At 53.0% G+C, this 16,086-nt stretch carries 11 protein-coding genes; 5 read left to right on the top strand and 6 right to left on the bottom strand.

Annotated elements, in window-relative coordinates; all coding sequences use genetic code 11:
* Nucleotides 1-42: 42 nt before the first annotated feature.
* The 4 genes from ACJ8HA_RS23275 to ACJ8HA_RS23260 form a co-directional block, all read right to left on the bottom strand.
* On the bottom strand, nucleotides 43-1,680 hold the full coding sequence (locus ACJ8HA_RS23275; RefSeq protein ID WP_147823111.1) for an ATP-binding cassette domain-containing protein: 1,638 nt from the start codon (nucleotides 1,678-1,680) through the stop codon (nucleotides 43-45).
* Nucleotides 1,670-3,346, bottom strand: a complete 1,677-nt coding sequence (locus tag ACJ8HA_RS23270) for an ATP-binding cassette domain-containing protein (RefSeq protein ID WP_442515538.1) — start codon at nucleotides 3,344-3,346, stop codon at nucleotides 1,670-1,672. The genes ACJ8HA_RS23275 and ACJ8HA_RS23270 overlap by 11 nt, the downstream gene beginning before the upstream one ends.
* A gap of 100 nt (nucleotides 3,347-3,446) precedes the next feature.
* Complete coding sequence (locus ACJ8HA_RS23265; protein WP_060434065.1) at nucleotides 3,447-4,325, bottom strand: helix-turn-helix transcriptional regulator; 879 nt, start codon at nucleotides 4,323-4,325, stop codon at nucleotides 3,447-3,449.
* A 123-nt stretch (nucleotides 4,326-4,448) separates the two neighbouring features.
* On the bottom strand, nucleotides 4,449-5,471 hold the full coding sequence (locus ACJ8HA_RS23260) for a LacI family DNA-binding transcriptional regulator (protein ID WP_145956992.1): 1,023 nt from the start codon (nucleotides 5,469-5,471) through the stop codon (nucleotides 4,449-4,451).
* 284 nt (nucleotides 5,472-5,755) lie between these two features.
* Here ACJ8HA_RS23260 and ascF point away from each other — a divergent pair, with 284 nt between their 5' ends.
* The gene (ascF, locus tag ACJ8HA_RS23255; RefSeq protein WP_442515537.1) at nucleotides 5,756-7,198 is read left to right on the top strand and encodes a PTS cellobiose/arbutin/salicin transporter subunit IIBC; all 1,443 of its coding nucleotides are present in this window, start codon (nucleotides 5,756-5,758) and stop codon (nucleotides 7,196-7,198) included.
* A 16-nt stretch (nucleotides 7,199-7,214) separates the two neighbouring features.
* Nucleotides 7,215-8,645, top strand: a complete 1,431-nt coding sequence (locus ACJ8HA_RS23250) for a 6-phospho-beta-glucosidase (protein WP_197811257.1) — start codon at nucleotides 7,215-7,217, stop codon at nucleotides 8,643-8,645.
* Between the two features lie 42 nt (nucleotides 8,646-8,687).
* On the opposite strand, the gene ACJ8HA_RS23245 is transcribed toward ACJ8HA_RS23250, so the two are convergent.
* Nucleotides 8,688-9,146 (bottom strand): very short patch repair endonuclease, encoded by a 459-nt coding sequence (locus tag ACJ8HA_RS23245; RefSeq protein ID WP_071845097.1) that lies wholly within the window; start codon nucleotides 9,144-9,146, stop codon nucleotides 8,688-8,690.
* Here ACJ8HA_RS23245 and ACJ8HA_RS23240 point away from each other — a divergent pair.
* The 3 genes from ACJ8HA_RS23240 (at nucleotide 9,129) to ACJ8HA_RS23230 (ending at nucleotide 14,555) form a co-directional block, all read left to right on the top strand.
* Entirely contained in the window at nucleotides 9,129-10,799 is a 1,671-nt protein-coding gene (locus tag ACJ8HA_RS23240) for a DNA cytosine methyltransferase (RefSeq protein WP_442515536.1), read from the top strand. The two genes, ACJ8HA_RS23245 and ACJ8HA_RS23240, sit on opposite strands and share 18 nt — an antisense overlap.
* A gap of 425 nt (nucleotides 10,800-11,224) precedes the next feature.
* Entirely contained in the window at nucleotides 11,225-13,426 is a 2,202-nt protein-coding gene (locus ACJ8HA_RS23235) for an ATP-binding protein (RefSeq protein ID WP_197786122.1), read from the top strand.
* A 7-nt stretch (nucleotides 13,427-13,433) separates the two neighbouring features.
* Nucleotides 13,434-14,555, top strand: coding sequence for a hypothetical protein (locus ACJ8HA_RS23230; protein ID WP_197786124.1), 1,122 nt, complete (start codon nucleotides 13,434-13,436; stop codon nucleotides 14,553-14,555).
* A 483-nt stretch (nucleotides 14,556-15,038) separates the two neighbouring features.
* Here ACJ8HA_RS23230 and ACJ8HA_RS23225 read toward each other — a convergent pair whose 3' ends face one another.
* A complete protein-coding gene (locus tag ACJ8HA_RS23225) occupies nucleotides 15,039-15,740 on the bottom strand; it encodes a hypothetical protein (RefSeq protein ID WP_442515535.1) in 702 nt (233 codons plus the stop codon).
* Nucleotides 15,741-16,086: the final 346 nt, after the last annotated feature.

Here is a 16,086-nt window from a genome sequence, read left to right as displayed (position 1 = left end):
AACAAAACGGCCGCCGCGACTTTTTCGATTGCCGGAGTTTCTCTATCGATCGCCGGTCATTTTCGCCTGGCAGAAACGGGCGAACCACCCCCCCGCCTCGCGCAGCGCATCCGGGCTGCCCGCCGCCGTCAGCCGCCCGCCTTCCAGCACCCATACCCGATCCGCCCGACAGGCCAACGCGGGATCGTGGGTGACGACAACCCGCGTGCCGGGCCAGCCGGCCAGCAGGGCCGCCACGCGTTCGGCGTTGCGCCGATCCAGACTGGCGCCCGGTTCATCCAACAGCAGCCGGGGAGCCCCCTGCAGCAGCGTGCGCGCCAGGCACAGCCGCTGCTTCTGCCCGCCGGAGAAACGATCGCCGTCGCTGCCGACCTCTTCTTCCAGCACGTCGGGCGGCAGATCCAGCGCCGCCAACAGCGCCAGCAGACGCTCATCGCCGATATCCGTTCGCCCCTGGGTCAGATTCCAGCGCACGCTGCCGCGCAGCAGGCGATTGTCTTGCCACATCACGCCGCGCCCGCTCGCCAATTGCCGCGCCGACAGCGCGCGCACGTCACGGCCGCCGTAGAACACCCGCCCCGCCGTCGGATCCTGCGTGCGCGCCATCAGGCTCAGCAGGCTGCTTTTGCCGGCGCCCGAAGGGCCGACGATCGCCAACATCTCTCCGGCGGCACAGGCTCCGCCTATCTCCCGCAACCGCCAACCGCCGTGCGCCGCCGCCAGGCTCAGCGCCTCAAGCGCGATGCCGTCGTCCTGCGGCGCCGGGCCGTCCCGCTCCGGCAACGGCAGCGCGGGCGCCGCCAGCGTCTGGCGCAGTTGGCCCCAGCCGTTCTTCAACTGACGCAGCGCCTGATCGAGGTGAGAAAGCTGAAGCAGCGGCTCCAACGAGCGGGCCAGAACAATCATCAGCGCCAGCCATTGGGCGGCGTTCAGGCGCTGCGCCAACACCTCATGGGCGCCGAACCACAATGCCGCCAACAGCGTCAGCTGCAACCCGGCGCTGAACAGCAGATGATACGGCAGGCTTTGGCGCAGCAGCGCGGCATACGCTCGATGATGGCTATCCAACCGCTGCGTCAGCGCTTCGGCGGCGGCGGCCTGCCCGTAGCCGAAGCGCAGCAATGCCTGATGACGGGCAAACTGCATCAGCGCCCCTTCGATATTCTGGTTGGCCTCCCCCAGCTCCCGCTCTCGCCGGTGCAGCCGGACCGCCGAACCGCGCAACACCAGCGCCAGCAGCACGCCGGCCGCCAGCAACGCCAGCGCCATTCCCAGGCTCTGCCAGGCCAGCCCGGCGACTAGCGTCAACGGCGTGACGATCGCGCCAACCAGCGGCGCCAGCAGGTGCGCCGGCGCCGACATCGCCTGGCCGATCGCCCCGGTCAACAGGCCCGGCGCCTGCTCCTGCGGCGACAGCGCGCGCGGCAGACGGCGGAACAGCGCCCGCAGCAACGCGTTCATCACCGCGCCGCCGGCGAAGAAACCGCGGGTGGCCGCCGCATACTGCACCGCCAGCGCGAGGGGCGTGGCCAGCGCCAGCAACCCTAACCAATGGCCGGGATTTTGCCGCCAGCTCGCCACCGCCGCCGCCAGCAGCAAGGCGCAGACGCCCTCCAGCGCCGCGGCCAACGCCATCAACAGCAGCGCCGGGGCTAGCGCCTGCGCCAGCTCACGCTTCATCGTCCACCTCCCGGCGCTCGGCCAACGCCGCCAGCAGCGCCGGATGTTGCGCCAGCGCGGCGGGCGTGCCGACCGCCAGCAACCGCCCCTCCGCCAGCACCGCCACCCGATCGGCGCGGCGGCACAGTTCCGCGTCGTGCGTTGCCACCAGCCGAGTGGCGGGCAGCTGCGCCAGCGCCGTCAGGATGCGTTCGCGACTCTGCCGATCCTGCGCCGAAGTCGGTTCGTCGGCCAACAGCAGCGGCCGCCGCGCCAGCAACGCCCGGGCAATGGCGAGACGCTGCGCCTCCCCGCCGGAAAGCGACGGCGCCTCATCCAACCGCTCCTGCAAACGCGCCGCCAGCCCCAGCGCGGCCAGCACGCGCCGCAGCTGCGCCGCCTCCGCCCCGGCGGCGAACAGCGTCAGGTTGTCGCGCAGCGACATCGCCGGCGGCGCATGCTCCTGCGGCACCACGGCCACCATCTGATTGAATGCCTGCGCCGAAAACGCGTCGGCGGGCACGCCGTTGAGCGATACCGTTCCGCTATCCGGCTCGCTATAACGAGCGATCAACCGCAGCAGCGTGCTTTTACCGCTGCCCGACGCCCCGACAATCGCCAGCCATTCCCCCGGTTCGACGGCCAGATTGACGCCCTGCAACAACCAGCGTTCGTCCTGTCGGCAACCGAGATCGCTCAGCCGCAGCGCCGCCCCCTGCGGCGCCGAAGCGATCGCCGAGCGCTCTCCCCAGCGTATTTCGGGATGCGCCAGCAGCGCCCGAATGCGGCCGGCGGCCAGCGTCGCCGCGCGCAATGCATCGCCGCCGTGCCCCATCGCCATCACCGGTTGCGACACGCTGCGCAACAGCAACACGAACAGCGCCAGCTCCGCCAGCGTGAGATCGGGCGCCAGCCAGCGGGCGCCGAGCAACAGCCAGCCGGCCGACAGCGCGGCGCTGAGCAGCAATTGGGTCACGGCGCCGAGCGCGCCGATACGCCGCAGCCAGCGGTGAAAGGCGGCGAGAAAGTCCCGCAGGCTCTGCCGGGCGCGCGCTTCGATGCCCGCACCGGGAAACTGGCGCGCCAACAGCGGATGCGCCGCCAGCTGCCGATAATCGTCGTTCAACTGCCGAAACGCCCGATCGCGTTGTTCAAACGCCGGCCGCAGGCGCGGCGAACGGATGACGCGAAACAGCAGCGCGGCCGCCAGCAAAGGTATCAGCGCGAACAGCAGCAGCGGCCACTGCACCGCCGCCAGCAGCGCCAGCGCGCAGCCGGGCACGACGGCCAGCTGCACCAGTTCCGCCGGCGCATGGGCCACCAGCTGATGCAGCGCCTGAATGTCCTGCGACAGCGCCCGGGCGGCGCCGTTCTCGCCCTGTCGCACAAACCAGTTCAGCGGCAGGCGTGCCAGCTTGGCGGCCAATTGGCTGCGCAGCCGGTGGCACAAACGCGCGTCAAGCAGATGAGTCAGATGCAGCGCCAGCGTTTGGGCGAACAGCCACAGCGCCAGGCCACCGGCGGCGACGCCGAGCCAAAAGGGATAGGCCGCCGGTGAGGCGTCCACCAGCCGGGCGATCGCCAGCCAGGGAAACAGCGAGCTGACGCCGGCCAGCGCCTGCAGCGCCAGCGCGGAATACAACATGATGCGGAAAGGACGCGTCAGCGCCCGCAGGTCACTCAGCATGAGATCCTCCACGGCAAAGGCGCCTACTGTAGCCACAAGCGGCGGGCGCCTTCATCCGCAAAGGCTTTCGTCGGCGGGACTTTTTCTTTCGATTGCGTGGCTAACGCTTTTTGACGTCGCAGGGCATGACGCCAAAACGCTTGCGGAAAGCGACGGAGAAGTGCGCCGGCGTATAACCCACCTGCCAGGCGACGGTGGAAACGTGCAGATCCTGCTCGCTCAGCAAGCGCCAGGCGGTTTGCAGCCGGTGCTCCTGCAGCAGGCCGAACACGCTGGCGCCAAACAGCTGGCGGAACCCTTGCGTGAGTTTGCGGGTATTCAACCCGGCGCGTTGCGCCAGTCGATCCAGGCTCGGCGGCTGCTCCATCTCCGCCAACAGGATTTCACGCGCCAGCTGCAGGCGCGCCACGTCCCGCGCAGCCAGGCGCACGCCAACAGACGGCGCGGCGGCGCTGCGGTTCCAGCATTGATGCAGGCAATGCGCCGCCAGTTCGTTGGCCTTGGCGCTGAACCACAGCCCGCGCTGAGACTCGTGCAACGGGCAGGCGAACAGCTGCCGGGCCTGGCCAATCAGCGCTGCCGGCGCCGCCAGCGGCACCAACTGCGCATGCCGCCGCCCATCGAGGCCGGGCGGCAGGCGGACATCGTTCTGTTCCAGCCAGGCGGCGGAGAACTGCATCAGGGTGTAATCGAGCGGTTCGCCGGCCTGGAACAGGTTGTTCAACACGAAGTCGTCCCGCCCGGCGGCCAGCAACAGCGAAGGGCCGTTCAGCTCCACCTGCGGCCCCGCTCCGCTTTCACAGCGCAGACGCCCGCGGCGGATCACCACGATCTTCAGGCCCGCGCGGTGGGGTTCATCCAGCTCGATATCGACGTCGGCGGCCAACACGCCGCGCCGCGCGCGCAGCATGTCCGACAGCGCATAGTCCTGCGCTTGCTGATGATATTCCTGCAGTAACCGTTGAGGGGACGTAGACATGTTCGCCCTGCCTGTGAGTGATGACGCCGACCGTCGGCGAGGTTTTTGATAGTGATTCTCATTAGCAATATAAGGCCGGCCGACGGGTTTGTCTATTGAGGCGATGGATGAAAAATCGGCAGATCAGTTACCAACCCAATACGGCCCCGCCGCCACCGACTCGCGCTCGATCAGGCTGGCCGGGAAACTGGGGCGCTTGCTCAGCTCGCCGCCGTCCAGCATCGACAGCAGGCGGTTGATGGTCTCCTGGATCATCTCGGTGACCGGCATCTTCATGCTCGACAGCGATGGCACGGTATAGGGCGCCAGCGGGATGTCGTCAAAGCCGATGACCGATACCGCCTCCGGCACCGCCACGCCGCGCTCCGCCAGCCGCTTCATCGCGCCGATGGCCATCTCGTCGTTGCCGGCGACGATGGCGCTGAACGGCTGCCCGCCGGCCAGCAGCGCATCGACCGCCGCCACGCCGCTTTGCGCGTGCCATTTTCCTTCGACGATCAACGCCTCGTTAACCGCAATGCCCTGCTGCGCCAGCGCGGACTTGTAGCCGGAAAGCCGCTCCAGCCCGGTGGGGGAATCGAGCGAGCCGGTGATAAAAGCGATGTCGCGATGGCCGCGCGCGATCAGGTGCGCCACCGCCGCCGCGCCGGCGGCGTGCTGATCGCTGAAGATGCAGTAGCTGTCGTTCAGCCGCAGCCGCCGGTTGATCACCAGAATCGGCTGGCGGTGTTGGGAGACGATCTCGTCCATTTCCGCGATCGACAGAAAACGCGGATAGATAATCACCCCGTCGCAGCGCAGATCCAGCAAAAACTGAATGGCGGCCCGCTCCTCTTCGGCGGTGTGCTTGCCGTCCGCCAGGATCAGTTGGCGGCCGTTCGCCTCCATGATGCGCGCCGACTGCGCCATCAGTTCGCTGAAATAGTTGCCGCTGTAGAGAGTGTTGGTGACCACCAGACCGAGGGTTTGGGTGGTGTTGGTCGCCAGGCTGCGCGCCAGCAGGTTGGGCCGATAGCCGGTTTCCGCAATGGCTTTATCCACCAACGCGCGTTTCTCCTCGCTGACATAGCCGCTACCGGACAAAACGCGCGACACCGTCGCCTTTGAAACGCCGGCCTTTTTCGCCACCTCGAGTATCGTTGCCATCTGTGCGCCGCCAAAATCCATGGGTTCAGCGCAGTCTACCCAAGACGCCCGGCGTTTGGAACGTTTTCACGCCCCTGCACATCGGTATGCGCTTACCTCTGACGATCCAGATCACGAAAACGAAACGCCAAAAATCATAATTCTTGCCAACAACAAAACACCAATACATGATTTTGTGAAACCGGTTTCTTATGGGCGTTTCATACGGATGGAACGACGGATCGCCCAGGCAGTAAATATTCGCCTTTGGGCTATCCGAATTGCTATCTGAGAGACGACACGCCATGCCGAAGAACTACGCAGAGATCTCGCACGCCATCATGGCCGCCCTGGGCGGCACGGGCAATATCGAGGCCGTGACCCACTGCATGACCCGCCTGAGATTCGTGGTGAAAGACAAAGCGCGGATCGACACGCCGGCGCTGAAGGCCATCGACGGCGTGCTGGGCGTGGTGCACAGCGGCGAGCAGTGCCAGGTGATCATCGGCAACGAGGTGGCCAAGGCCTATCAGGCGGTGCTGGCGCTCGGCATGCCGGGCGCGGCGGCCCCCGCCGCCCCGGTGAAGCGCAAGCTCACCCTGAAGGGCATCGGCGCCGGCATTCTCGACGCGCTGGTGGGCACCATGTCGCCCCTGATCCCCGCCATCATCGGCGGCTCGATGGTGAAGCTGCTGGCGATGATCCTGGACATGGCCGGGGTATTCGAGAAAGGCTCCTCGACCCTCGTCATCCTCAACGTGATCGGCGACGGCGCGTTCTTCTTCCTGCCGGTGATGGTCGCCGCCTCGGCGGCGCTGAAGTTCAAAACCAACATGTCATTGGCGATCGCCATCGCCGGGGTGCTGGTGCATCCCAACTTTATCGATCTGATGGCCAAGGCGGCGCAGGGCCAGGCGGTGGAATTCGCCTTCATCCCGGTGACGGCGGTGAAATACACCTACACGGTGATCCCGGCGCTGGTGATGACCTGGATCCTGTCGCACATCGAACGTGGGGTGGATCGCATCACCCCGGCGGTGACCAAGAACTTCCTCAAGCCGATGCTGATCGTACTGATCGCCGCGCCGATCGCCATTCTGCTTATCGGTCCGCTCGGCATCTGGATCGGCAGCGGCATCTCTGCGCTGGTCTATACCGTGCACGGCTACCTGGGCTGGCTCTCCGTGGCCATCATGGGGGCAATTTGGCCGCTGCTGGTGATCACCGGCATGCACCGGGTGTTCACCCCGACCATCATCCAGACCATCGCCGAGACCGGCAAAGAGGGCATGGTGATGCCTTCGGAGATCGGCGCCAACATGTCGCTGGGCGGCGCTTCGCTGGCGGTGGCGCTGAAAACCAAGAACCGCGAGCTGCGCCAGACCGCGTTGGCCGCCGCCGCCTCCGCCATCGTGGCGGGGATTTCCGAACCGGCGCTGTATGGCGTGGCGGTGCGCCTGAAACGGCCGCTGATCGCCAGCCTGATCAGCGGCTTCGTCTGCGGCACGGTCGCCGGCATCGGCGGGTTGGCCAGCCATTCGATGGCCTCGCCCGGGCTGTTCACCAGCGTGCAGTTCTTCGATCCGGCCAATCCGATGAGCATCGTGTGGGTGGTGGCGGTGATGGCGCTCTCGGTGGTGCTGTCGTTCGCGCTCACGCTGATGCTGGGCTTCGAGGATCTGCCGGAAAACGCCGCCGCGCCCGGCCAAACCGCACCGGCGGCGAACGCCGCCAGCGCAACGCATTGAGACACCAGAGGATTGCATGTCCGATTCAACATTCCCTAAAGGATTTTTATGGGGCGGCGCTTTAGCCGCCAACCAGGCGGAAGGCGGCTATCGCGAGGGCGGCAAAGGGCTGACCACCGTCGATATGATCCCGCACGGCCCGCACCGCATGGCGGTCAAACTCGGGCTGGAGAAGCGCTTTAGCCTGCGCGACGACGAGTTTTACCCCAGCCACGACGCCATCGATTTCTACCATCGCTACCGCGACGACATCGCGCTGATGGCGGAGATGGGCTTTACCGTGTTCCGCACCTCCATCGCCTGGAGCCGGATTTACCCCAACGGCGACGAGCTGACGCCCAACCCCGAGGGCATCGCCTTCTACCGCAGCCTGTTCGAAGAGTGCCGCCAATACGGCATCGAGCCACTGGTGACCCTGTGCCACTTCGACGTGCCGATGCACCTGGTGACCGAATACGGCTCCTGGCGCAGCCGCAAGATGGTGGAGTTCTTCACCCACTACGCCCGCACCTGCTTCGAAGCCTTCGACGGACTGGTGAAATACTGGCTGACCTTCAACGAGATCAACATCCTGCTGCACAGCCCGTTCTCCGGCGCGGGGCTGGTGTTTGAAGCGGACGAGAACCCCGAACAGGTGAAATACCAGGCCGCGCACCACGAACTGGTGGCCAGCGCGCTGGCGACGCGCATCGCCCACGAAGTGAACCCCGCCAACCAGGTGGGCTGCATGCTGGCCGGCGGCAACTTCTACCCGTGGTCCAGCAAGCCGGAAGACGTGTGGGCCGCGCTGGAGAAAGACCGCGAGAATCTGTTCTTTATCGACGTGCAGGCGCGCGGCGCTTACCCCTCCTACGCCGCCCGCGTCTTTCGCGAGAAAGGCGTGAGCATCGCGATGGCGCCGGAAGACGCCGACATCCTGAAACACACCGTCGACTTCGTCTCCTTCAGCTACTACGCCTCGCGCTGCGCCTCCGCCGACATGAACGACAACAACAGCAGCGCCGCCAACGTGGTGAAATCGCTGGCGAACCCGCACCTGCCGCGCAGCGACTGGGGCTGGGGCATCGATCCGCTGGGGCTGCGCATCACCATGAACATGATGTACGACCGCTACCAAAAGCCGCTGTTCCTGGTGGAAAACGGCCTGGGCGCGCACGATGAGTTCAATGCAGCAGGCGAAATTGAGGACGACTACCGCATCAGCTACCTGCGCGAACACATCCGCGCCATGGCCGACGCCATCGCCGACGGCGTGCCGGTGCTGGGTTACACCACCTGGGGCTGCATCGACCTGGTGGCCGCCTCGACCGGCGAAATGAGCAAACGCTACGGCTTTGTCTACGTCGACCGCGACGACCAGGGCAACGGCACCCTCGCCCGCACCCGCAAGAAATCGTTCTGGTGGTATAAGAAAGTGATTGCCAGCAACGGGGGGGATTTGGGGTAATGGGGACGTTCTAACCAAGAACGAATGGAGCTTGTGGCCTGACTACATATCCCCACTGCAAACATAGTCAGGCCAACTGAGAGTCTGAACATCACTGTTGATAAACTCTGGCAACCAACTTAAGGAATCACCATCTTTCTTTCTAAGACCGCACTCCCAGATTTCGAAGACTCGCCATCCAGCGTCAAGCAGTTGCATCTTGACGCGAATATCGCGTTGTTTATTCGATGCAAGTTTTTTAGTCCAAAACTCTGTGCGAGTAGCCGGAGTCGTAGCATAACGACATCCTTCATGGCGATGCCAAAAACAGCCATGCACAAAGATGCACAATTTGTGCTTGGGAAGAACCAGATCGGGTTTTCCGGGTAAATCTGCAACGTGCAGTCTGAATCGAAAAGCTTTCGCATGTAAGTACTTACGTACGAGCATTTCCGGCCGCGTATTCTTGTTTTTGATGCCCGACATCATTCTAGAGCGTGTTTTTTGGTCGACGACATCCATGATTACTTCCCGTTTGCGCCTCTTCCTGGTATCCTGGTTACCTTATTAAAACTACAAAAAGAACTCATGAGTACAACTTCATTACCGATTCCAATAGTAGATCTTTTTGCCGGACCTGGTGGCTTGGGTGAAGGCTTCTCTTCGTTGAAAAACGGGGCCGCGTTCCAGATCGCAGTTTCAGCTGAAAAGGATCCTATTGCTCACCAAACTCTCCGTCTCCGAGCCTTCTATCGATTACTCTGTAGTAGTAGACCAAGCAAACTGGGTGATTACTATCGCTTTTGCAATGGCCAAGCCGAAAAACCATACAGCGGTGAAACAGAAGATCTTTGGCATAAGGCCGGTAAAGAAGCTATGTGCATAGAAATTGGCAGCGTTGATGGAAATGCTACTCTTGATGCTTCAATTAAAACAGCATTAGATAAACGCCCCACTGAAGACCCCTGGGTGTTAATTGGTGGGCCGCCTTGCCAAGCGTATTCACTGGTAGGTAGAGCCAGAAACAAAGGTAACGCTGATTACAAGGCAGAAGATGATCATCGTCATTTTCTCTATCGTGAATACTTGAGAATCATACAAAACTATCAACCGGATATTTTTGTCATGGAGAACGTTAAAGGAATCCTCTCGTCTACCATCAATGGTCAAAAAATATTCCATGAAATCCTGAAAGACCTTGCCAATCCAAATGCTGCCTTGAGTGCAGAAAAAAAAGGTCAGCGCTATCACATAGTGTCACTCGTCAGCGATCAAGTGTTTAGTGATGGTGATGATCCGAGTCAGCTGGATCTAACGAAATATATCATTCGTGCCGAAGACTTTGGCATACCGCAGGCTCGCCATAGAGTCATTTTGTTAGGGATAAGAGAAGATCGCTATCAAGACAAGTTGCCCAAGTTGTCCTGCCAAAACCCAGTATCAGTCAAAGATGCTATTGGAGGTCTCCCTGCTTTGAGAAGTTTGTTAAGCAAAGAAAAGGACTCCAATACTTTATGGGCAGAACTAGTTGGTAAGGAACTGCAAACACTGGCAGAGGCTGCATCGACATCTGACGATACCGTAAAAAATTTAGCACCTTATCTACAAAAAAACGCTTCCAGCATCGGCTGTGTCCAAGCCACAGGAAGTATAAGGCTACCTAGAAAATCCGGTTATTTAGGACAAACAGGACATGATAACTTAGATGAATGGCTATTAGACTCCTACCTAAGTGTCTGGCTTAACCATGAAACTCGTGGGCACCGCATAGATGATCTTGCCCGTTATGGTTATGCCGCAACCTTCGCTTCTGTTCACAAAAGATCGCCAAAGGGACATAAGGAATTTAATTTGCCAAGGCTTGCTCCTGCTCATAAGAACTGGGAGTCAGGCAAGTTTCCGGACAGATTTAGGGTTCAAATTAAAGATAACCCGTCGACAACGATTACAAGCCACATTTCCAAGGATGGACACTATTTCATTCATTATGACCCGATACAGTGCAGAAGTCTGACTGTGCGAGAAGCAGCTCGACTACAAACTTTCCCCGACAACTACTTTTTCCAAGGCGGCAGGACCCAACAGTACCACCAAGTCGGAAATGCGGTACCACCTCTTTTAGCAAATAAGATTGCCGAAATTGTTTACAACACTCTTACAACCAAAAATATATAAATAGCCACTAAAAAATCCACAAACTCTAATCATTTAGGTCTTTGTGGATACATAACAGAATATAAAACTCAACTAAAAACTGAAAAATAAAAATAAAAATAAAAATAAAAATAAAAATAAAAATAAAAACCAACCATGATATAAATTAATATCACGAAAGTTGCCCCTAGGAAGAACTTAGATGGTTTATCGCCAAAAACAATATAACCATTAACGGTCTAAATTATATTTATAAAAATCGCACCAATCTAAAAAAGATAAAAATTTAAAAATAAAGCAATGAAATTAAGTTATTGTTAGTGCTTCACTAAAAATAAATCAATCCCAAAAAACACTATTTACAATTAAAAAAACATAGATTAATATACTCAAAATTTCAATTAAAATTAAATATTTATCAAGCTAATTATGAGGAATGTAATAGAATGGCGAAATTAAGACCTAGAGCAAGGATAATAAGGACCATTGGTGACAAACTCATCAGCGGACCAGAGGCAGCGATTATCGAGCTAGTAAAGAATGCTTATGATGCTGACTCACCTTCAGTAGAGATTACGATATCTCCTCATACAGAAAAAAACTCTGGATTGCTGACCATTAGAGACTTTGGGCATGGAATGAGTCACGATACCATTTTGAATGACTGGCTTGAGCCTGCTACTGACTCCAAAAGTAAAAACAGAACATCAAAGTCGGGAAAAAGAACTGTTCTTGGTGCAAAGGGAGTTGGGCGCTTCGCCTCAGCCAGCTTAGGTAAAAAAATAAAACTCACTAGTACAGCATTTGTTTCCGGAAAATATCAAGTAACAAAGCTTAATTTAGACTGGGATGTTTTTGAGAGGGAAAAGTATCTTGAAGATATCGATATTGATATTTCCATGGAGGTTAGTGAGACTCCAGAACCGACTGGTGTTCTGATAGAAGTGGAAGACCTAACAACAGTCTGGGATAAAAAAAAGCTCCAAAAGCTTATAAGAGAGCTGAGAAGATTAGCCACCCCTCAACACTCCACCAACCAATTTGATATTTTCCTTAATTTGGAAAAATTTACCATTCATAACCCTCCTCCATACAATTTCAATGGCTGCGAAGTGCTATTAGAAAAAAACAGGATTGTTGATGCATTACAAAATAAGGACATAGAAAACACCAGTGGAAATAAAATACAACCTTATCATATGAATGATGAATCAGACTATCGATTGAATGGAACATTTGATAAGGCCGGTGTATTTAGAGGACAATTCACAATAATAAGGGGCGATAACGTTCCGCAAGAAATTAGCATCGACTCTCCTAGCTACGAGTCAGGAGAGTTGAGTTGTGGTCCATTTGAAATAGATATAAAAATTTTTGATCTTGAAAAAGAATCAATTGAGAAACTATTCAGCAGAATGGGACTTGTATTTTCAGATTTTGGTTTAAGAGGGGCTCGCACGCTTCTTTCCGAAGGTACGGGAGTAGCGATATACCGTTCTGGATTTAGAATCAGACCATATGGAGAACCAGATAATGATTGGTTACATCTAGAATCAAGACGAGTTCAGAACCCTTCAAAAAGACTAGGTCATAGCCAAGTATCTGGTTCCATTTATGTTGGCTCTGAACAAGAATCAAATTTAATAGAACGAAGTAGCCGGGAAGGTTTAGAAACCAACAGTGCATTTGATAGACTGATTAAACTAATTACCAATATACTTGTAATAATAGAACAAAAAAGATTCGACTTTAGAGCAAAAGCCGGGATTAGTCGCAAACCAGAAAAAAATATAGATAAAGCGCGTAATATTGCGTCACTAGACACAATAGTTAAAGCTGTGAGCAGACTTTCTCCTGCGGAACAAAAACCAATTTTATTACGGATTGAAAAAGAATCACAAGCACTTACAAAGACTCTAGATGAAATTGAGGAATACCAAAAACTTTTAGAATCCCGGGCAGCACTCGGTATGGTTGTAGGGCAAGTTATTCATGATGGAAGAACTTTCTTAGAACCTATCATTTCCTCTGCAAAATCCATTATTGATAACGCACCTTATATTTTGGAAAAATCAAAAAAAGGTGAGCTAGTTAGAAAGTATTATCCAACTTATGGGCAAGCAATTCAAACCGGAGCAAAGGGTCTTAGTTCATTATTTAAATCTTTAGACCCCATTTCCGGAAGAAAGATAGGTAGACCAATAGCATTTGAATTAAATAAGGTCATTGAAAGCTCTTTGAATTTGGTATCAGAAGAGTTAATTGAAAATGATATAACCGTCAATAATTTTGTTGAAGGGAATGTTATCCTTTATGGTTATCAAGGAGATTTACAACACACCATCTTAAACATTTTCAAAAATGCTATATTCTGGCTTTCTACCCACAAAGAAAGTATAAAGGAAATTTCCCTCTCAGTTAATACCAATGGGAATATGGCGCAACTAACAATATCCAATAACGGTCCAGTTATTGACGATAAAGATACGGAAAGTATTTTCGAAGCTGGGTTCACATTAAAATCTGAAGGACACGGTCTTGGCTTAGCGATTGCTAGGGAAGCATGCAGGCATAGCAAAGGAGAGCTGTATCTAAGCTCAAATTACCCAGACACAAAATTCACCATTGAATTCCCAATAGAAAAGTAGGTAAAACATGGAAATGAATTTATTAGTAATTGAAGATGATATTGAAATAGTAAAAAAATGGCAAGAAGCATTAGAGTTTTACGCCATTGAAGATGCACCTACATACAATATCAACTCAACTTTTTCAAAAACGCTAGATGAGGCAAAAAGATTAATTTTACATTCCTATTTTGATGCCATTGTAATAGATATAAGACTTGAAAGCGAAGATGCCTCACCAAATAAAGACGGAAATGAAATTCTAAAGATCGTCACCTCCAGTACATTATCCGTTGCAGCAGTTTGTACAGGTGAACCTAGCATTGTTGATTTGAATGATGATCACGAAGAATCTGTTAAAATTTTCACTAAAGGTACAGGAGATAATATCTCCCAACAGATTATCACTTGGCTTGACGAAAAGAAAAGCATGATCTCCGCAATTCAAAAAATGAAGGAATCCTTTAAAAAAGAAATGGCGTCAATATTTTTTAAATCAATTTGGCCAAGATGGAGTTATTGGGTTGATGAAGGAAAATCAGAGACAAGCTTTACCGAAAATGCACTAAAGCGACATATGGCAACTCACTTACATGCGTCATTTTTAAACTTAGATAATCAATCAGTACATCCAGAGGAGTATTTTTTTATTCCTCCTCTACAAGAGCGTCTTGATACAGGGGATATAATACTAAGCGAGGGGAAATTAGAAATAATAGTCACTCCTCGTTGTGATATGGTTAGAATGAAAGGTACTAACCCAACATATCAACTCGTTACTTTGCTGGATAAATCTGAACAATGGTCAGAATTTGAACGCAATCTTGAGCGAGCTAGAGCTGAAGGAAATACAAAAAAAACAGATAGCATTAAAAAAGAGATAAAAAAATTCACAAATCATAATAACGAAACGACCTCCCATTTTATTCAAAAATTTAGAGTAAAAACCACAGATACATGGGAGGATTATGGCCCTTACTATGCTCAATTCAATTTAATTCGCTCTGTCACTAGAGGAGAGGAAACAGAAAAAGAATTATTATCAAAAAGAATAGCCAGTCTATCTAACGAATTTGTGCCATCTTTAGTTGAAAGACTAGGGTCTTTTTTTAGCAGAATTGGAACTCCTGACTATTCTCATCCAGAGTGAACTAGGAAAATGCCATTTGATAAAAATGGCATTAAATCAATAATGATTATTTATTTCACATAGTAATATATTTTTAATATATTCAGTATTAATTCCAACTCTATCAAAAAGTATCTACCACTTCACCCTACATATTTTCTGCGCCTTATCACCGGGCCGTCATCATCTGATCGAACCAAATTCTGCAGCCGGGATTGCCCCCCTTAATTATTAATACTATAAAGTCTTGTTTTTTCTCAGTGTCTACGTGTACTCACGCTCTCACTTAGCATCCAATTTGTTATGCGCAGTATGGCCACAAGAACAATTCAATGATGTAGCTGGTTGGTCCCCCTTCTGTAGCCGAGTGTATTGATGGACGAACCCGAGCATCCTGGTTTTTCCTGTGTACCGCCATAGACACATAAACATATAGAACTTTAGAAGCCAAAAGCCAATTTAAGATGGATTTTTATCCATATGATAACTAATGATACTCAATAGCTATAATTTTTTACCCATGGGTTCAGGATCGTTACAAGTATCTTCGAATTGCTTGCTAACCACATATTTCAAAAGACGACACTCTTTACGTGTTGGCACCATTTTCCAAAACGAACTAAACATAACAATAAGAATCATCGCCATCGTGTAAAGTAAAAAATGTCTCCATAATGCTAACGCATCGCCAAGATAGATTGAAAGGAATAAAAACAAAAATGCAATAGCAATATATTGAAATGCAAAAAATACGAAAAAAACACTATCAATCCAAAACATAGCGCCTTGCTTGAAAAGCAAAACCCCATTTTCAGCTCCTATCCATATGTGATATTTTTTAAAAAAAGATGGTGCTATAACATCGCTGTTTTTTTCTGACAATTTAAAAATCAAGTTTTGTGTAGCAACATCACTAACTCCGCACACACGATATCTAACTATTTTGTCTATTTCTTTATTAATACCTCTAGCCTCAATGCTATCCTTATCTAAAAAATAATAAAGACTCTTTAGTTCATTCAGTCGACTGTTTTTCATCCCATTCACAAAGCCTAGAATAGTTTTAGTCCTAAAAAAAGCGACAAGTAAAAGCATAGAAAGAAGAAAAATGAAAAGAACTTGCCATTGAGACAGCTCTCCGCTGGACTGTAATCCCCCCAACAACTCCAAAAATAAACCAGCCATAATTTTAATGAACTCCATCATGAAACTCCTTTATATTTTAATAAAACATTAAATTATATAAACTACCTCAACTTATACAGACCCTGCATAACCCCACTTCCATGCATCCAAACCATGAACTATGCCATATAAATATGAAGATAGGTTTTAATTTCAATACCATCCCTTCCTTCAAGGGTAAAAGTTAAAAACACTCATATCAGAATTATATTTCCCAACGTCAATTTTCACAGGGCGATTTACATATAACTTTTGTAGATGTAATTATCTATATCCATCTTCTATATGCTTCCAGAGATAAAAAATGAAATCGCCAAAATAAAACACTTTCTCACTATGAAATTATTGTGGTGGGGGGGGGGGGGGG

The sequence above is a fragment of the Serratia sp. CY33802 genome (assembly GCF_052169095.1).
GTDB lineage: Bacteria > Pseudomonadota > Gammaproteobacteria > Enterobacterales > Enterobacteriaceae > Serratia > Serratia bockelmannii.
Note: the sequence above shows the minus strand (reverse complement) of the source record. Positions and strands in the feature narration are given on the sequence as shown.